Source organism: Vibrio sp. 05-20-BW147, from assembly GCF_013369385.1.
Lineage (GTDB): Bacteria > Pseudomonadota > Gammaproteobacteria > Enterobacterales > Vibrionaceae > Vibrio > Vibrio floridensis.
The window spans coordinates 197,876-217,055 of sequence record NZ_SZTO01000010.1 but is presented as its reverse complement, the minus strand read 5'-3'; the positions used below and the strand labels follow the sequence as shown (position 1 = coordinate 217,055).

The 19,180-nt window shown below is 44.3% G+C and carries 15 protein-coding genes and 1 tRNA gene; 8 read left to right on the top strand and 8 right to left on the bottom strand.

Annotation, left to right across the window (positions count from 1 at the left end):
• Nucleotides 1–80: 80 nt before the first annotated feature.
• Nucleotides 81–329: a YkgJ family cysteine cluster protein gene (locus FC652_RS11220; protein WP_176298623.1), complete on the bottom strand. Its 249-nt coding sequence runs from the start codon at nt 327–329 to the stop codon at nt 81–83.
• A 139-nt stretch (nt 330–468) separates the two neighbouring features.
• Between FC652_RS11220 and FC652_RS11215 the strand changes: the two genes are divergently transcribed.
• Nucleotides 469–906 carry a YcgN family cysteine cluster protein gene (locus tag FC652_RS11215; protein WP_176298622.1) on the top strand — a complete coding sequence of 146 codons (438 nt, stop codon included), beginning with the start codon at nt 469–471 and terminating at the stop codon, nt 904–906.
• A gap of 75 nt (nt 907–981) precedes the next feature.
• Here the strand turns inward: FC652_RS11215 and FC652_RS11210 are convergent, their stop codons facing one another.
• From FC652_RS11210 to folD, 7 genes are all read right to left on the bottom strand, one after another.
• Nucleotides 982–1,377, bottom strand: a complete 396-nt coding sequence (locus FC652_RS11210; RefSeq protein WP_176298621.1) for a VOC family protein — start codon at nt 1,375–1,377, stop codon at nt 982–984.
• 71 nt (nt 1,378–1,448) lie between these two features.
• A complete protein-coding gene (locus tag FC652_RS11205) occupies nt 1,449–1,757 on the bottom strand; it encodes a ribbon-helix-helix domain-containing protein (RefSeq protein ID WP_011079912.1) in 309 nt (102 codons plus the stop codon).
• 167 nt (nt 1,758–1,924) lie between these two features.
• Nucleotides 1,925–3,502, bottom strand: a complete 1,578-nt coding sequence (locus tag FC652_RS11200; RefSeq protein WP_176298620.1) for an alkaline phosphatase — start codon at nt 3,500–3,502, stop codon at nt 1,925–1,927.
• A gap of 424 nt (nt 3,503–3,926) precedes the next feature.
• The gene (locus tag FC652_RS11195) at nt 3,927–4,283 is read right to left on the bottom strand and encodes a hypothetical protein (RefSeq protein ID WP_176298619.1); all 357 of its coding nucleotides are present in this window, start codon (nt 4,281–4,283) and stop codon (nt 3,927–3,929) included.
• Between the two features lie 135 nt (nt 4,284–4,418).
• Nucleotides 4,419–5,345, bottom strand: a complete 927-nt coding sequence (locus FC652_RS11190) for a ChaN family lipoprotein (protein ID WP_176298618.1) — start codon at nt 5,343–5,345, stop codon at nt 4,419–4,421.
• Between the two features lie 94 nt (nt 5,346–5,439).
• Nucleotides 5,440–6,264, bottom strand: coding sequence for a 23S rRNA (guanine(745)-N(1))-methyltransferase (gene rlmA, locus FC652_RS11185; RefSeq protein WP_176298617.1), 825 nt, complete (start codon nt 6,262–6,264; stop codon nt 5,440–5,442).
• A 109-nt stretch (nt 6,265–6,373) separates the two neighbouring features.
• Nucleotides 6,374–7,231 carry a bifunctional methylenetetrahydrofolate dehydrogenase/methenyltetrahydrofolate cyclohydrolase FolD gene (folD, locus tag FC652_RS11180; RefSeq protein ID WP_011079917.1) on the bottom strand — a complete coding sequence of 286 codons (858 nt, stop codon included), beginning with the start codon at nt 7,229–7,231 and terminating at the stop codon, nt 6,374–6,376.
• Between the two features lie 202 nt (nt 7,232–7,433).
• On the opposite strand from folD, the gene FC652_RS11175 reads away from it, so the two are divergent.
• The 7 genes from FC652_RS11175 (at nt 7,434) to cadC (ending at nt 18,608) form a co-directional block, all read left to right on the top strand.
• Nucleotides 7,434–7,510 (top strand) — tRNA-Arg (locus FC652_RS11175).
• Between the two features lie 237 nt (nt 7,511–7,747).
• Nucleotides 7,748–8,923, top strand: a complete 1,176-nt coding sequence (locus tag FC652_RS11170) for a DNA cytosine methyltransferase (protein ID WP_176298616.1) — start codon at nt 7,748–7,750, stop codon at nt 8,921–8,923.
• A gap of 49 nt (nt 8,924–8,972) precedes the next feature.
• Nucleotides 8,973–12,038: an ATP-binding protein gene (locus tag FC652_RS11165; protein ID WP_176298615.1), complete on the top strand. Its 3,066-nt coding sequence runs from the start codon at nt 8,973–8,975 to the stop codon at nt 12,036–12,038.
• The gene (locus tag FC652_RS11160; RefSeq protein ID WP_176298614.1) at nt 12,038–13,948 is read left to right on the top strand and encodes a response regulator receiver domain; all 1,911 of its coding nucleotides are present in this window, start codon (nt 12,038–12,040) and stop codon (nt 13,946–13,948) included. Before FC652_RS11165 ends, FC652_RS11160 begins: the two co-directional genes overlap by 1 nt.
• Before the next feature lie 968 nt (nt 13,949–14,916).
• Complete coding sequence (locus FC652_RS11155; protein ID WP_176298613.1) at nt 14,917–15,540, top strand: magnesium transporter; 624 nt, start codon at nt 14,917–14,919, stop codon at nt 15,538–15,540.
• A 166-nt stretch (nt 15,541–15,706) separates the two neighbouring features.
• Nucleotides 15,707–16,789 carry a GGDEF domain-containing protein gene (locus FC652_RS11150; protein WP_176298612.1) on the top strand — a complete coding sequence of 361 codons (1,083 nt, stop codon included), beginning with the start codon at nt 15,707–15,709 and terminating at the stop codon, nt 16,787–16,789.
• Nucleotides 16,790–17,027: 238 nt separating this feature from the next.
• A complete protein-coding gene (cadC, locus tag FC652_RS11145; protein WP_176298611.1) occupies nt 17,028–18,608 on the top strand; it encodes a lysine decarboxylation/transport transcriptional activator CadC in 1,581 nt (526 codons plus the stop codon).
• Nucleotides 18,609–19,180: the final 572 nt, after the last annotated feature.

Genomic DNA, 19,180 nt, shown 5'->3' with positions numbered 1-19,180 from the left:
GAGGAGATTGCTCAGCTCATCTATCGAAAAGGCGTGCAGGTAGAGGAAAGAAAAAGCGTTCAACCAAGCAGATAAGGAGGTTAAGTAAGCTGCTCTAACTCGGTAATATTGTCGAGCGCTTGTTGATTGGTTTCGCCGCAAACCACAGGGCACGGTTTGAATTCATGACAAACTTTTGGGCGCTCCGGCTGGCCAAATAGCTTACAAAGATTGTGTTCGTTGAGTTGAATGCAGCGTACACCGGCAGGTTTACCGTTTGGCATTCCTGGAATGGCGGAAGAGATACTTGGGGCGATGCAGCAAGCGCCACAACCGAGTCTGCAATCCATCTTAGTTACCTGTCAAAAATTAAGGGGCGCGATAGTAGCAGAAATTTCCGCTGAACTGAATGGACAATTTTTACCCTTGCACTTTGAGGCCCGCAAGAGTATAAAACGGCTCCCGCAGTAGAAAGTAAGAAGAAGTCCTATGAGCACACCATTTTGGCAATCAAAAACTTTGCAAGAGATGACAGAGCAAGAGTGGGAGTCACTTTGCGATGGTTGCGGAAAATGCTGTTTGCACAAATTAATGGACGAAGAGACCGATGAAGTCTTTTACACCAATGTGGCTTGTAGCTGGCTCAACAGTAAAACCTGTTCATGCAAAGATTACCCAAATCGTTTTTCTTCAGGTGAAAACTGCCTAAAGCTGACTCAGGATAAAATCGCAGAGTTCCATTGGCTACCGCGCACCTGTGCTTATCGCCGACTTTCAGAAAACCAACCTTTGCCGGAGTGGCATCCTCTTATTACCGGCTCTAAGTCAGCCATGCATGCAGCAGGGCAGAGCATTCGTAACAAAGTGGTTTATGAAATTGATGTGAAAGATTGGGAAGACCACGTCATTGAGAATCCAGATTACTAAGCACTGGCTAGGCTAAGTAGTGGCTAGGATGCAGAGACAAAAAGGCACGAGAACGTGCCTTTTTGCTTATTGGCTTTATTGGTAGCGGCCTTGGCGCTGCAAAAACTCGATTTTGTATCCGTCTGGGTCGGTAATAAAGAAGAAGGTCGCAAGGTGTTTTTGGTTGTGATCCATCGCTTTCACATCACTGGCTGCTATCCCTAAATCGCGTAGGCGTTTATGAGCGAGTTCGATGTCTTCAACGCACACTGCAAGGTGGCCGTAGCCTGTCCCATGTGTGTAGGGATCACTCATGCCGTGATTGTAAGTCAACTCAAGCTCGAAGCCGGTGGTTTTGTTGGCGAGGTAAGTCAGAGTGAAAGTATCGAAAACAAATTGGTCTTTGAGCTCGAGCTCTAGGGCATCACGGTAGAAAGCGATCGATCTGTCGAGATCGCTGACACGGATCATGCTGTGAATCATTTTGGTCATGGTGGTTCCTCATTGCGAGGCGACAGAATAATGTTGAGAAACCAACCTTTGGTAGTACGTGAGTATTACATTTAAATTTGTCTATTTACGAGCTCTTGGCGCGCCACTTCGATGACGTTAGTGGGTTGGCGAGCATACATCAAGCAGGCGCAACGCAGTAGCGAGGCAAAGTTTGAGACTTCACCATTGTGCTCAAGTGCTTCGCGATAGACGGTACTGATGAACTTCGGCACGGTTAGCTGCTGAGCGTCAGCAATCTCTTGTAAAATATCCCAGTAACTGGCTTCCAGTTTGACGCTGGTGGCGTGTCCGTCTATTCGGATCGAGCGTGTAATGGTTTGGTAATTTTCTTTGGGCTGCTTAGCAAAAATTTCACACATAGCGGGAAGGGCACCGTTAGGGTTGAAAAGCGTTACATACTGGCGACTAATTGGTATGCCGTCAACCTCTGGAAAAATTGCTTTATTAGCGCGCAAAACAAAATAAGAAAGCGCCATCTGGCACTTTCTTATTTGAATCAAAGGCTTTACCTGCTCATCAACCGAGCTTATTTCACCTGATTTTTAATGAACTCGCCCAAGTCAGAGTGGTGCAAAATGCGTGACACAGGGAGAATGGTTTCTGCAGGTCCCCAAGCAAAAACATTCACTGGAGTATGGGTGTGTGTACCTGTCCCCCAGACGATATTTTGCTTAGTCGCTTGCTCACGAGCGATCAGGTTGGTTCTGTCGTTGTATGGGAAAAACGCATCAAAGTCGTTAATGGCTGGCACGGTTTCCTCAGCAAGATAGCTGTGGTTGGCCAAACGATATGGATTGGGTTTGTTCTTCAGGATGTTTTCAGCTTGGCCTGCGGTAATCGAAAAATCACTATTTTTATTGATGATTTCTGCTAGTTTTGCCGCGGTTTGCTGATTTTTATCCAACTTTTCAAACGCACTAAGCATGCCATAGTAGCTGGTTTTTTGGTTGTACAAACCATCGAGAATATCGAAAGCACCAAAGTTAAAGTTCGGCGCGTAATCACGATTTTCGAATGCTTTTCCTCGGCGTTTCTCTGGTTTCGGCAGATTATAGCCTGAGTAGCTAAAGCCAAAAGAGCCAGTTTCGTGGTCCGCCGTGACAATAATCAAAGTGTCATCACGATCTTTAGCCCATTGGTAAACCGTATTAATCGCTTCATCAAACTTGATCATTTCATGCAGCATTGAACCTGCATCGTTACTGTGACCAGCCCAGTCGATTTGTCCGCCTTCAACCATCAAGAAGAAACCGTCTTTGTCCTTGGCTAGGATGTCTAATGCTTTGCTGGTCATTTCTGCCAGTGTTGGTTCTTTGCGCTCTGCGTCACCTTTGGTTTGGCTGTAGGTGATGCCATCGTACATGGCGGAGTTGGCAAAAAGACCCAACAGTTTCGTCCCTTGCGCTTGCTCTAGCATGGTTTTATTGAATGCCAGAGAGTAACCCGCTTGTTGCGCTTCCGTCAGCAAGTTGCGTTCGTCTTTGCGTTTTGATTTTAATGCAACGTCACCTTGAGTTAGGGCTTGTAACTGTTGATAGGTTTCACCTTTGTCGTTTGCCGACTTTGGAATCCAATGACGCAAACCGCCCGACAGCAGCACATCGACATCGGTGGCAAGCATGTCGGCGGCAATTTCATTTTCCAAAGAGCGATGAGGCTGGTGGGCGGCAAAGGCAGCAGGAGTAGCGTGCGTCATGCGAGTGTCGGAAATAATGCCTGTGGCTTTACCCATACGTTTGGCTTTTTCGAGTACGGTTTCGACGCTGTTCCCTTGGGAATCGATGCCGATCACTTCTGAACCTGTCATGATGCCAGTCGCCAGCATGGTGGCAGAGCAGGCCGAATCTACCACAATCGCATCTTCTGGATGCGTTAGCGATGAGCCGATAACGCCTTCTTGAGCGAGTGTGTAGAGTGCGGTGGTTTTGCCTTGGTAGATGGAATTTGGCGCGTTGTTGGCGTAGGTTTCCAATAGGCCAACTTGTTGTGGCCCCATGCCATCACCAATCATCAAAATGACGTTTTTAATTTCTGCAGAAAGTGCATTAAAAGAGAGCGTAGAAGTTGCTACAACGGCAACAACGGGTTTGATCAGGTGCTTCATTGTCTATCCCTTATTTATAAAAGCGGCGCCATTACAACACTGCTTTGTGACACTTTTGCGGCAGACACAAAAACTTCATGAAAGTGAAAAAATCAGTAAAAAGAAAGTGTTGTGACAAACTTGATCGAGCAATGATTACGTCTGATTGAGCAAAAGAAAAAGCTCACCGAAGTGAGCTTTTGAGTAAGGGAGTTGAAATTCATGGGCTAAAGCGATTTGGGGATAGCGGCAACGCGCTATCGTTTTTTGCTAAAACCAATCCTTGCTGTTTCACTTCAGTGAATTTCACCTCTGCATCCAGCAAAGAATCGATATATAAATAGCGATTTGTTTTACATGCTTCAACCAATGAAATTTGTCGTGGCGAAAAATGCGCAGGCTCCCGACAATGTTCAACCCCCAGTAGAGAGGATAAGTGTAAAAATTACACCAAAATCATCAACAAACCACCGACAGTGGCAGCGGCAGAAAGATATTGTCCTGCGGAATAGGAGCCATCATCTTCCTCTTTTATCTTGTCGGGATGGTCCATGCCTAATGCGCCGTAGGTGAAGGATTCCACTTTGTCGCCCACGGTTTTGTTTTCCGCTTCGACTTTTTGGCTCTCTTTATCGAGCTCTTGGAGTGCAGAAAGCAGCGCTTTTCCTTCTTCAGAAAGCGTCACTTTGTTTTGTTCTACCTGCAGCGGAGCAGGGGCACTTTCCTTTGCCGCATTTGGGTTATCTGTCTGTTTCTGCGCGGAAGCGTATGCTTCGACAGGTCTTGAACCGACTGGATTCATAACCATCTCCTAAGCGAATCCTAAATACTCTATCGGCGGCGTTGGAGAAAACTTGTGCAAAAAAAGCCTGTTTTGCCGCTTTTTTAATCAAGCAAAAAACAGGCCTAATTGAGATGGGAGTTGAAAAGAATCAGGCTATTTGCAGATCAGATCGTCATTACGTTTTTTTAAATCCTGAAACGCCTTCATTTGATTGCTTTTTTGCACATAACGTACCGGCGGTTCCAGTACCAGTAGTTGGTAATCGCTGCCTTGCTCATCGACGCTTGATACCGGAGAGATCACCACCACCTTTAAGGAGGGATCACGACGCAGAATCGAGTGAGCGGTGCCTAAGCCCTGCTCAATATGAAATTTTCCTGCGACATGGATAACTTGCGTGTTGGGGTGTTGCTGGCGGTAGTTGACGATCGATTCTGCCATGGTTTCATCCCAAGTTACTTGAGCAGCAAACTGTTTCTCGGTTTGCTCTGGTTTGCCGTGGTGCATCGACGCCATGAACTTGCTTTTGTATTCGCTTTCACCGGTGTTGATTTCACTCGCCAAATAGCCACGCTCCTCTTGGGTTAGCTTATCGAGGTAAGCCAAACCTTGGCGGCCAATGCAACGTACCGTGCTTTTCGGTGCGTTCGCGGCAATCACATCCATCTGTTTGGATTTGGCCAGTTCAATCAAAGGTCGGTAATCACTTTCGTAGTTTGGCCACGCATTGCCTTGTTGAATAAGCACTTGTTCACCAATCTCACCCGCCAAATATTGGTTCACGATGGTTTGTTTATCGCGGGTAAACTGTTCCATAGACAGAGCGACGCGGTGTTGCGCGCTGAGCGTTTTAAGTAGGTCGGTTTGGAAGCGATGAACACCCGCGTGCGTGTGCCATTCACCAATTAAAATGACATCGGCATCTCGAACCGATGGAGGCAATTGTTGCAGTGAAAGAGCAGTACCTTCTGGCGAGTAAAGCTGATAGTCGTAGAAGCTTAGTGGGGCGCTTGTGAGCGCTTGGTTAGCACAGCCGCTCAGCATCATTGACGCCAGAAGAAGAGAAATAGTTGATCGCATAATACTGCCTCCATTAAAAACGTCGCAGAGTGTAATGGAGGCGGTCTAGAACTTCAATAATAATGAGAATAATTCTCTTTATTGTTTTGTCTGGCTATTTTGCTGTTTTGCGGTAAACGCGCAACATGAAATCGGCCTCACACTGGAACAGTGTAGCGGACTTTAGCTCGTCGCGAAGGGCATCGCTGGCTTTCCAAGCAAAGGGGGTCATTTGCAGTAAGTCAAACGCATCTTGGCCTGCTAAGTCCATTACGTAATTGAGCTTTTCTTGGTGCTCTAGCGCAAATCCATCCATTTGCTCTGGCTCTTCGCTATGCAGTTTGAGCTCGGCGTAAATCTTCTCTTTCAGTTGCAGCAAGTGGCGGCCAGCAGGCGTTACGGTGATCACAACGCCATTGTCGCTAACGCATCGCGCCAGCTCTTCGGCTTTGCATGGGGCGTAAATGCGGAGGATGCCGTCCAACGCTTCGTCTGCAAAGGGGAGTCGATGGCTGGAAGCGACACAAAACTTAACGTTAGGGTAGCGTTTTGCCGCGAAACGAACGGCGATTTTGGAAATGTCCAAACCAAATGTTTTGGCTTCTGGGTGCTGTGCGACCAAGGTTTTGGCGACTTCATCGGTGTAGTAACCTTCACCACAACCAATATCGAGCAGGCGGTGCGGCGTACCTTGCAGGTATTGGCGGCAAAGTTGCGCCACTTTTTGACGCATTGGGTCGTAATGGTTGCCTTCGAGGAAGCGGCGGCGAGCCTGCATCATCTCTTTGTTGTCACCGGGATCTTTCGAACGTTTGTGATGGGCAGGCATCAAGTTAACGTAACCTTCTTTGGCCAGGTCAAATTGATGATTGTTGGAACATTTGAACGTGCGCTCTGCTTGCTCTAACGCAAGGTGACACAAGGGGCATTGATACGCCATGAAGACCTCAAAAAGGGGGAGATGAAACAGGCGGCAAAGTCTAACAGGAACCGCCTGTTTTAACCAGTTTGAGTCTCGGCAGGCCAAGATTTTACCCGCCGAAAAAGACTTATTTGGTGTGGTATTGCTCGCAAGCAAGCATGGTGTTTTCGATGAGGCTGGCCACCGTCATTGGGCCAACACCACCGGGCACTGGAGTAATGAAGCTGGCGCGTTCACGAGCCTTGTTATACTCCACATCACCAATCAGCTTACCCGATTCAAGGCGGTTGATGCCGACATCGACCACGATCGCGCCTTCTTTGACCCATTCACCAGGAATGAAATTTGGCTTACCGACCGCAACCACGAGCACATCAGCTTGGCGAACATGGCCTTCAAGATCTTTCGTGAAGCGGTGACAGGTGGTCGTGGTACAACCTGCCAGCAGAAGCTCGAGTGTCATTGGGCGGCCAACAATGTTTGATGCACCCACGATCACCGCATGCTTACCACGCAGTGCGATGTTGTAACGCTCAAGCAGCGTAATGATGCCTTTTGGCGTGCATGAGCGTAGTTTTGGGATGCGTTGCGCTAAGCGGCCAACGTTGTACGGATGGAAACCATCCACATCTTTCTCTGGATGAATGCTTTCTAGCACGTGCGTGCTGTCAATGCCCGCAGGAAGAGGAAGTTGCACCAGAATACCATCGATTTCAGCATCATTATTGAGTTCATCGATCAGCGCCAACAGTTCTTCTTCTGAAGTTGAAGCGGGAAGATCAAACGATTTAGAGACAAAGCCCACTTCTTCACACGCGCGACGCTTGCTGCCAACGTAAACTTGAGACGCTGGATCTTCGCCAACCAACACAACGGCTAAGCCAGGCGCACGTAATCCCGCAGCTACACGAGCTTTTACGCGAGCAGCGACTTCGGATCGAACAGTTTGGGAAATGAGAGTTCCATCGATATTTTGAGCAGTCATGACTTTCCTTAAGAATACGAATGGCAAAAACTTGGCGCGTATTGTCGCAAATGATCAAATAAATATCTATACGCAAACGTTTGCTTTGGGTCGTTTTTAAGCATATTTAATGTGGACGCCCTTTTTTTAGCCATTTGATTCAGTTTGTTAAGAAAACCCGTTGATTTACCGAAATGAACTCGTATAATCCTGTCCCTGTAGCGCGCCCTTAGCTCAGCTGGATAGAGCACGTCCCTTCTAAGGATGTGGTCGTAGGTTCGAATCCTACAGGGCGTGCCATTTATTCTAAGGCCTCAGCATCTCATGGTGCTGGGGCTTTTTCGTTTTTGCAGTTTTTGGTCTAGGAATGGATATAAAGCGAGCTCATAATCTACTAAGAAGAGTCAGAATTGTCTGGCTAAGTATGAATGAGGTGGTATTGACAACTAAAACTATGACTGGTTAGGCTTGTTTTACTCGCTTTATATAATTGAGAAGGTAGAATGCGCGAGTTGAGCAGTTACAGGTTGTAGATATATGAGCGTTATTGATTTGTTTGCTGGAGCTGGCGGGTTTAGTTTAGCTGCTCATCAAGCAGGACTTGATGTACTGGCTGCAATTGAACTAGATGCTTCAGCAGCTCGTACTTATAAAGCCAATATTATAGATAGGCTAGGTCAACAAACAAGGCTGATTACCGGAGATATCCTTGCTATTGATCCCGGTATACTAAGGCATGAACTAGGGATACAAAAGGGAGAGCTGCAGTTAATGCTTGGAGGTCCTCCTTGTCAAGGTTTCTCCAGTCATAGAATTAATGATGCAGGTGTTGACGATCCAAGAAACCAACTTCTATTACGGTACTATGATTTCGTAGAAGAATTTCAGCCTATGGTGTTTTTGGTGGAAAACGTATCGGGTTTGTTTTGGAAAAAGCATGCTCATTACTTAGAAAGTTTCCAGCAACTAGCTCAAGACAATGGTTATGAACTACTGTTTTGTGACACTTTGAACGCTAAAGATTATGGTGTTCCTCAGAACCGTAAGCGTGCTTTTATCTTAGGAGTTCGCAACGATGTTGACCGACAAGATATTAACTTCCCCCCAGCACCTACGCATTTTTCAAAGACATCCCGAGAGTTCTTGAGGGAAGGTGCTCCAGCTTGGAGGACTGCATCAGCAGTGTTCGAGCCTCTGACTCCTGAGTTAATCGAACGATATATCGATGAATACTTTAGAAAGAAAACCATATTAGAGGATGATGAAGCTAGAGAGCTTTTGGGGAATTTGGAGTTTGGTGAGCCAGTCTCGAAAGATGACCCCTGCAATGTCCATATGCAGCCTCAAGATAAAATGGCTAGACAATTTGCTGCTACACCTCTGAACGGCGGTCGAATGGATATCCCTGAAGAGTTTCATAAGCGTTGTCATGCAAATGGGTATGCTGGTCATAAGGATGTTTATGGCAGGGTTTTGATACATTTACCTTCAAACACGATGACTACTGGATGTAATAACCCTTCGAAGGGTCGGTTTATCCATCCGTGGAAGAATCATGGTTTTACATTAAGGCATGCGGCAAGGTTCCAAACTTTTCCGGATGACTATATATTTACTGGTAGTACGACAGACCAAGCGAAGCAAATTGGTAACGCCGTCCCCACAGTTCTCGGTCAAGCTCTGATATCCTCTATTATTAATGGATTGAACTAAAAAAAGTGCCTACAATGATAGGCACTTTTTTTATATGTAACCATTTGATATGAGCGAAAAACTAACCAGAAAATCTGTCTCATTCAGGGCTCAAGCTCGGACCATTGATCATTTAGGTAAAGGGCAAATCGCTGATGCTCCAACTGCAATCAGTGAGCTTTGGAAAAACTCGTATGATGCTTATTCTCGCGATGTAGCGTTGCACCTCTTTGATGGTGACATCAAATGTGGAGCAATCATTGATAATGGTTGCGGTATGACTTTTGACCAACTGACTAGTAGCTGGCTTACTATTGGCACAGCATCAAAGGCAAAGAAAGAGCAACTTCCCCCTCATGATAGGTTTGGGTTAGCACCAAGATATACTCAAGGAGAGAAAGGGATAGGGCGTCTATCGACTGCATTTTTATCTCCTGTGACGCTTATAGTGACAAAGAAGTCAGATACTCCTTATTCTGCTGGCTTAATAGATTGGCGTTTATTTGAAAACACCTATTTAGGTTTGCATGACATTCGAGTTCCGATGCAAGAGTTTAACGACTTGGAGCAGCTTCCTACAGTGTTTGAGGGTTTCCAGAGCGATATGTTGGATAACCTCGCACTTGACCCCGCGACAGAAGACGAAAAGAGACTTCGTAGAATGTGGGAGCGTTTTACTGAGGATGAAGTAAGTGCATTTAAACTACGTCATAACCCCAGGGACTCTGATGAGTTTGTATCTACCGAGAGTAAGATACGTTCTTTGTGTCAGAATTATGAATTTAATGATGACTGCTTGAGCTCGTGGAAGTCGTTGTTGCAGAAAACAGCTGAGAATGGTGAGGGTGAGCACGGTACAGCTCTATTTCTAATTGATCTAAATAGAGATCTTTCGTTATTGACTAACAGAGGAAACCTAAGTCGTGACTCTGAAGAGTATAAAGCAATTAAGGAAGATGTTGTTGATACCCTGAGAGCATTTGTTGATCCTTATAAGGATGCAAATAGAGAGTCCACTTTCCCTATTGATGAAGTAGCTGAAGGGCAAATATGTTGGCTAAGAGAAGAATTTAACTATTCAATCATCCCATTTGAGCGGGATGGGACTATCGCCGTCGAATCGGGAGGGATTCTTGATGGAGGTGAAATTTTTGGTGTTCAGGAATTTGAGTCATTAGAGCATCAAGTTGTCGGGAGAGTAGATGAAAAAGGGTGGTTTAGAGGAAAAGTCATAGCTTTTGGAAAAGAGTATGAAAATGTTGTCATACCTTGCCGATCATCAGGGATGGAAGAGTATATCAAGTCGGGGGCTTTTGGCTTCAAATTAGGAACCTTTGAGTTAGAGTTGTCGAAATCTACCCATGAGAAAGAACATCACGAGTATTTAAAATTACAAGCGAATAGATACTCTGGATTTATGATTTTTAGAGATGGGCTCCGTGTTCTACCCTACGGCAGGGTTGATAATGACTTCTTTGAGATTGAGGAGAATCGCGCAAAGAATGCTGGTAGGTACTACTGGTCAGCTCGCAGATTATTTGGTCAAATTTCATTAGATCAAAAAGCAAACCAACGATTAAAAGACAAAGCAGGTAGGGAAGGTTTTGTCATAAACCAAGCAGCTCGAGAATTAAAGGCTGTGGTTAAGTCTCTTTTGTTGCAGTTAGCTGATAAATATTTCGGCACAAAATCCGATGAACGTCAGATTTTACTAGAACAGTTAGCAAAAGATAAAAAGAACCGAACGAAGGCGAGGAATGCATCTTCTCGAATTTCCAGAGAAGTTTTCACTGAGACAATGAGCTCCAACTTACCTAAGTTGAACTTATATGTTGAATCTGCGAGAAACATTCACCGTGAACTTGAAGAGGGAATAAAGTTATCGTTGCACCATCTTGACGAACTAGTAGCAAAAGTTAATCGGCTTGATGAGTTGAGACCTGAGTTAAAAACGCCAACTAAACCTACCCGCATTAGTGAGTCTTTAGAAGCTAAGTATCGAAGCTATAGAGATCTATTTGGCGAGTTAGGAGAGTTGTTGCAAACGTGTCGAGAGAGCCTCAATAAAATTGAAGTGATGAGTCAGCATAGAGACCCCATCGAAAGTGCTCAAAACAAATATAATGCTAGTGAATCCGCTTTAAACAAACAAGTAAACAGGTATTTTTCTGCGATAGAGAAAACCACAGAACGTTTGGTTCAGGAATGGAGAAGGCAAGCTAGAACTGACAAAGAGCAATATTCTACGAGAGCTTTACCAATACTCGATGCAATAGATCATTCAAGCAATATTGAACTTGAGTTAAACGCTCTCGATAAAATCTATAGGGATTTATCTGATGATGTCGCTACTAAGTATGAGGGCTTTTTACAAGCAATTAGCAAGCTAGAGCAAGGCGTTGATCTTGAGTCTGCATTTTCGTTAGCTGAAGAAGAGCGTGTAGAGGCAGAAAAAGAAGTTAACCAAATTCGCGCATTGGCTCAGTTAGGTGTTAGTTTTGAAATTCTTGCGCACGAGCTAGCAGCTCAAGATAGAGCTGTAACTCGTTCTCTAAACTCCATGAGTAGCAGTGCCAAAAATGAGTTGGGCTTTAAAAACGCGATGAGGGCACACAGGCAGTTTACAGATTACTTACGTTTCCTCTCGCCGTTAAAGCTTTCAGGGTATCAACCTAGGGATGATATCTCTGGAAAAGATATCATTAGAAACGTTATGAAATTTTTTGGTGATCAATTTGAGCAACAGAACATTTACTTAGAATTCAGTGATTCCTTTAAACGTATGAATATAGTTGACGTTCAATCTCGTATAATCCCTGTCTTTGTAAACTTAATAAATAATGCGCTTTATTGGGTTGGTTTATCTCAATATGAAAGGGTTATAAGGGTCGATGTTGTCAATGATCTTGTGATCATCGCCAATAGTGGACCAGCTGTTGATCAAGATGAAGTCGATAACCTATTCCAACTGTTTTACAGCAAAAGACCTAGCGGTAATGGAGTAGGCCTTTATTTATCGAAGCAAAACTTGGCAGTGGCTCGTCATAAAATCTGGTATGGAGAAAAAGCAGAAGAGAAACTTATCTCAGATGGCGCTAACTTTGTAATTCAATTTCGTGGAATGGAAATCAGATAATGCCTAGAAACTATAAAACTAAAATCGTTAAGGCGTTTCGTGATAATGCTATTAAGTCGGTTTTGCTTATTGACGATGAATATTTACCTTATGAAGGTGTGGCAGAAAAATATATGGCTTTAGTTCAAGGACTAAAGCCACTTTCAGCGCCAGTAGATGAAGTGGAAATTGCAAAAACAAAGCTTACAGATATACTCCACTTAGTTGGTCAATTTGAAAATGCGTATTTAGAGTCCGATAGATCCAAGAAATTCGTAGAGTTTTTTCATTGTAAGCAACTACTTTGCGACGTCGAAGATGATACTGAAAATCTAGATAAGAATAAGATCCGAAAAAGTGATCTCATTATGCTCGATTATCATCTTACCAAAATTGGTCCTGAGAGAGAGCGTGCAAGAAAATCACTCCAGCTTATAAATGAGTTGAGTGCAAGCAAACATATGAACGTAGTGGTGGTCTATACCGCAGAACCATTACCCAATGTCTGGTTTGAGATTGCAACGTCTCTAAGAGGCTCCCACATGGACGAGTTTGATACATTTGTCACAGATGCCGATTTGATCCGAGAGTGGGAGCTCAATAGCGAGGACTGGCTGTCTGAATGGGAAAGTATTGCTGAACGTTCGATAGATGCCGCTTATTTGTGTGATAACCATGATATCGAAACACTACACACTGAACTCGTCGGATCGTGCGACGAAAAGGGCTTTGCTCAACCATCGAAAGAACATGTTGAGTGGATGCTTGAACGCGTACTCAAACGACACAACCTGAATGCTACTCAGACAACGAACTTGAAAGTTCATGGCACTTCTAGTTTGTGGATACAAGCTGGTGATGTTTTTGTTGTGCTGTGTAGCAAGGAGGTTGCGGGAGAGGACAATGTTAGTAGGGATACAACACCAATAGAAGTATGGGATCTTATCGAGACCGCTTTAATTGATTGGTATCCGAGCTTCTACCGCGTAGTAATATCTGAGTTACAAAATCAGATTGAAGATGCCAACTTATCGATGGAGAAAGTGCTAGCTAGAGGAACAGTTGAACAAATAGCTGCTTTATGGGGACTTCTTCGAGTCAGTTCAGTCGAGCGAAAAAATTCAGCTAAAGTGTTGCTCGAAAGCTTGTTGAGTGATGTCGTTGATAAGATTCAGTCCGAGTCAGAGCTTCTTGATTTCGTTTCAGATGCCGCTGAGGATATTGCTAGTGAGCTTCCAGATTATGTTAGTCCAATTGGTGGGGATGCACGAGCAAAGCAAGCACATGCTGAATATCTTAAAAGAGGAGTCGAGGTCGCTGGAAAAAATTTGCGGCATGAAGTTGGTGCAAATGATACTGATTTTCGCTGTTCTGTCGTCCATGCCCTAAATGAGCAACTTAGTGTTGAAAAAGAGTTGCCCAACTATATATCAACTGGTGTTGTGCTAAAGGATACAGTAGAAGGCTCATACTATCTTTGTATTGCTCCTAGTTGTAATACGGTTCCTAACCAGAAGACAGGTGGAGTGGCAAAAAGTATGACGCCACATAGACCAATGCGCTTCATTAAGTTAAGTGACTATACCGATAAATTGGCTGATAAACTCAAAGACGCACACCAGTCGGATGTTATTTTTGTTAGTGATGGAGATACACGTCTTGCTCTGGGTGTCTACGAAAGAGGGGGAGATGGACCAATTATCGAGCAAGGTGTTGTTATTCACCACGATACAAAGCTCATTGAAGGAAATAAAGCCAAAAAGGTTCAATTTTTAGTGACTAATAGAGAAACCCAGTTACTAGAAGTTAAGAACAAAATGTTTGAGTTGGTGGCTAAACTTCGACCAGAGTTCGCATCTCGTTACCAGAATATTCAAATACAATATGAATCACGGATTGGTGTTGATCTTGTTTCTGCAAACATGAAATAACAATATTTTGGAAGAGCCTTATACCTATAACAAGGCTCTTTTCATAAAAACTGTTTGGGTGGTTTTATATTTTAAAAAATCAACTGTATATACCCAAACAACTTGGAGTTGCAGGTAGGCGGCAAGTGAGTGAATCCCCATGAGCATAGATACGCTATGTGATTAGGGTGAACGAATGCAGCCAACACCGCTGCAGCTTCAAGTAGGAAGGGTATAGCTATATTGATGCGTACCATACTTACCAATAGGTAGTAGCGACACAATTCTGGTAGCAAGTGCTGTACCTCTTTATTTTTTTGATGTTCAAGTTTTTTTTAAAAAAAGCACAGTACACGGAGGATGACAAATGGAATCAAGTTTTATAAGTGCAAGTTTAAATATTATTGTAGTGGTCAACTAAAATTGGCCTTAGCATCTCATGGTGCTGGGGCTTTTTCGTTTTGGTCATTTTTTCCCTTCATTTGGATTGTCCGGGCTTTGTTAGTAATGTCACGATGGTGTCAAAGTGACCGGCTCATCTTGACTTTACCGCGTCCAAAAAATAGCATGCCGCTCGTTTTTACAGCGCGATGGGCAGCACTCATCGTTTCCTTTTCATTTATTGAGGTACAACAGAAACCTATGGACTCGTCGAGTAGTCGAATATCACAAAATGGTTTTTTCGAGCCTTCGAAAATGCCAACGGTTTTCTGCTAGCCTGCCAATCTACACTGTTAGCTTGTGCTGGGTAGTCGATACCCATTGGCATAAGCGAATACTGCTTTTCCTCGTTAATACCATCTCTTTATTGATATATGCCTTCGGCCGTTTGCCGCAGGAACGATACGCTTATTGATTTGCCTTAAGTGCTTTGTCGCATCTAGAGCAATAAGCGACGACATGTCATGCGTACAACTTTTCGTCCAATGAAAGGGCGGAGGTGGCTGCGTGGGTTTCTTTGTCCTGAGCGATACTCAGGAGAGATAACCATGACTCTATTACAGACACAAAAAATCGATAACGCGAACGCACAAGGCGTTTGTGGCGGTCACGCTGCTCACATCGATACTCACACTAACTTAAAAGATGCGTCTATTTTGATGATGTATCGCAAGCGTGTTTTCTGGTTGGTGCTGCTCGTTTTCGGCAATGTTTTTTCAGGCGCTGGGATTGCTTATTTTGAGGAGATCATCCAAAGCCATGTGGCACTCGTGTTTTTCTTACCCTTACTTATCGACAGTGGCGGTAATGCGGGTTCGCAATCGGCCACTTTAATGATACGTGCGCTCGCGACAGGAGAAGTGATGGCGAAAGATTGGGCGAAAATGCTCAGTAAAGAGCTTTGCATCGCCGCTCTTCTTGGTATCACCATGGCTGGCGCGGTGTCACTGCTGGGCTTTGTGAGAGGGGGCTATCACATCGCTCTTGTGGTGGCGATCACCATGCAGATTGTGGTGATTGTTGGCTCTGTTGTGGGCATGTTGCTGCCGTTTTTGCTCAGCAAACTTCGATTCGATCCCGCTTCTGCAAGCGCGCCATTGATCACGACCATTGCCGATGCGATTGGGGTGATGATCTATTTCTCTGTGGCAAGCGTACTTCTGGAGCTATAAATGATATAGCAATAACCTAGGCACGTAATCACAAGGAGAGGTTTAGATTCTGTTGTCACACTGCTTGTACATAGAAGTATCAATTATATGGTTTGAAAGTGTCTTGTTATATAGAATTGGTGCATGGCTTGTGGTCGCCAAATGTGTTTGAAACGGAATGTGAAAAGTGGTTATTGAAAAAGTAGAAACGTGGCTTGCTTTGAATCGAGAGCATGAAGAATTTAGAGAAAGCTCTTTTGTACTGATTACTCATCTGTTGCTTTGCGCTAGCTTTCTATTTTTTCTTGTTCACAACACCCTGATGAAAGCTTCTTCATTCATGCTTGTGCTAGGAAGTTTTTCGGCGTGCGTAAATTTCATCGGCGTTTGGTTACTAAAAGAGAACAAAAATGCCATGGCATCGAAGTGGCTTTCGGTGATGATAGTGGTTATGTCTAGCTTGCTATATATCGCAAACACTAACGGGCACAACAATGAAATATTGGCGATTGCATTTACGTTGGTTGTGCCTGTTTTTGCGATATTTGTGTTGGGTTATCGAGTTGGCTCCATTGTTGCCGCAGTCAATTTTTTCGTTATTTTGTATATTTGCAACATTAATTCAACGGGATGGGTTTTGGGAACTGCCGAAACTTACAGGTTGATGCATTTAACGACGATTTACTTCTTACTCTCGGCAATATCCTATTTTTACGATTCTGGCCGCCGTCGAGTGATGACGTTATTGAAGCTTTCCAACTCAAAGTTGCAGCATTTGTCGGTGACCGATGCACTGACTCAACTTCCCAATCGTTACTATCTAGAAGAGAAGATCATCAATTCTGATGATGTACGTTGGATAGTGGTTTTGGATATTGATAATTTCAAGTTGATCAATGACACCTATGGTCATGATAAAGGTGACGATGTTCTGCAAAAGGTGGCAAGACAAATACAAACTAAGGTTGGTCAAGATGGCGTTGCATGTCGTTGGGGAGGCGAGGAGTTTCTTATTGCGTTTTATACACAAGAGAAAAACGATTTGGTGAGAAAAATTAATGAGCTACAGCAAGACGTTAAATCGTTGGATTGTGGTTTAGATGCACCGGTGACGTTTAGCTGTGGTTGTGCCTATCTAGGTTGTGAAGATTATAAAAGAGTATTCCGTCGAGCCGATGAGGCGCTCTATCTCGCTAAAAAAGCCGGTAAAGACTGCTTTAAATTTGATACGTCTCACTCATCATCAATTGAGAAAGGAACGCCAGTTTAGTTTAACCGTGGGTAACGATGGTTATTTTGTTAAATTTTTCTTATTAAGCATCTACCCATCTATTTATCGTCTTTGCGCTACGTCGCTTTTTCGCCTGATTAAACCGCGAAACTTAGTTTACGTTTTTCGCGGCTATCATTCTTAGGTGAACAGGCGTATCGGGCTTATAATCTCGCCCTCATTGGGTGAGAGAGCCTCTCTGTATCCAATGCTATCTGCCTGATACAAAGAGCGTTCTATGATTGGAATCTATTTTCAAATCAATGACTGGGTTTTGTGCATTGATGAGAACAAGCTGTATCGACAAGATAGGGAAGTCTCCGTCGAGCCACGTCTAATAAATTTACTGCATTTCCTTGCTGAACACGTTGGAGAAGTGTTTGGGCGCGAGGAACTGATCCAGCACGTTTGGGATGGGGCCATTGTTACCGATCAAGTGGTAACGCAATCCATTTTTGAGCTCCGCAAATTACTGCGCGATGGGCGAGAAGAAAATCTCAGCTATGTGGTGACCGTACCAAAGCGCGGTTACAAGCTGGTGGCCAATGTTGAGCGTTTAACGGCCAATCCTTATTTGTTGCGTCAGGCAGAACCTGCCGAGGTTGAGTTGTTGGAGCCGGCAATGACCGAGCCATTGACCGCGGTGCTAGCAGCCGAAGCCCCCAGCGCAAATGAAATGGTTTTTCCAGCAGGGCCACTCACACGCGCCATGTGCCAAAGTCAGCAACAGAAAAAGCCGAATCGACCCAATATCTCTCGTTGGCGTGTGAACGCATTCAATGCGCTGTGGATTGGTTTGGTGATCATTGCGATGGGCTTTTTTACCATCAAACAATCACAAGTGCGCATTACGCAAGTCGTGGATACTCATCTGATTGAATTCATGTTTCAAGATGACTATCACGCCCAAGCGTTAAGCCACGATCTGGCCGATGGTATTGCACAGAAGCTGATGGCCGACATCACTCAAGTGACCGACTATCGCGTGATGTTGAGTAAAACCGCGTTTACGTCTGGCATTTTGCCCGGTAAATCGATCATGGTTCGAGTGAGCGATAAAGAAGGTCACGCCTTTATTGAACTGGAGTTAAAAAACAACTCCTCGGGCGCGGTGTTGTTTAGCCGCCAATACCCGTTGGATACATCGCATCTTTCGTCGGTTTTGCACCGAGCGGAAGTCGATATTATGCAGGCGTTACGTTTGCCAAACGCAGAGCAACAAGCGCAAATCTTGCTGGTGGATTTTCCTCAGCAGCCAGCGGCGTTGGCCTTGTATGTGCGAGCGAATCACTACCTCAATCTCTCTGATCAGCAGCAGGTACAAAAGGGGATTGATTTGCTTGAACAGGTGCTTAACTTAGAGCCGAACAATCATTATGTTCAGGCGGAGCTCTTGATTGCTTACCATGTTCAGCAAGCCTTGTCGGACATGCCGACGCTAAACCAAGAACGCATTTTATTGCTGAGCAGCAAATTGCAAAGCGCCAGTGAAGCACTGGACGCAGTGGTTCAACCTAGAATTTACGAAGCGTTAGCGCTGCAAGCGACAGTGGATGAAGATCTGCCCTCGGCTGAGCGGTATTTAGCCAAAGCGCAGCAATTGCGTGAGTCGGTGCTCTCTTATGTACTGCAAGGAAAACACGCTGAACTGCGTGGTGATCTTGATGGTGCCAGTGATGGTTACAGCGAAGCTTTTTATATGGACACATCACTAGAAACCTATTTGTTGTGTGAGAGGCTGGTATTTCAATCGAATCTAAAATCGATTGATTACGCCATGTATCGCTCAGTGCATCCTTCGGTGGTGCGTTTAATGTAGCGACCCAGTTTGGGTTTGCCTTTCACCTTTGCTCTCAGACGTCGCTGTGTCTGAGAGCGGTTCATTTTCTTATCTTTCCCTTCTTTGTGTGTGAACCTCATTGTGAGTTGCACGTCTTGTTCCATCGTCTACTCTCTTACTCTCTTACTCTCTTACTCTCTTACTCTCTTACTCTCTTACTCTTTTACTCTTTTACTCTTTTACTCTTTTCCTAGCTTCCTAGCTTCCTAGCTTCCTAGCTTCCTAGCTTCCTAGCTTCCTAGCTTCCTAGCTTCCTCGCTTCCTAGCTTCCTCGCTTCCTCGCATTTCGGCTTGGATAAATTCGATATCAACGCATTATCAACTTTCCCCTCAATGGCAAGTTGATTGACTTGATAGCTAATGAAAGAGCAGGTTGATAATTTTATTGCTATGAGTTTATGTTTTTAGGTTTTTTCTTAACTATCTGAAAACGTTGATTTATGTATTGGGTGTTTATCACCTTGATATCAAGAAACTCATTTTTGTCTCATCATTTTATTGATAATCGTAAGTTTATTTTTTTTATCTGCTTTGGGCGTAATCTCCACTTC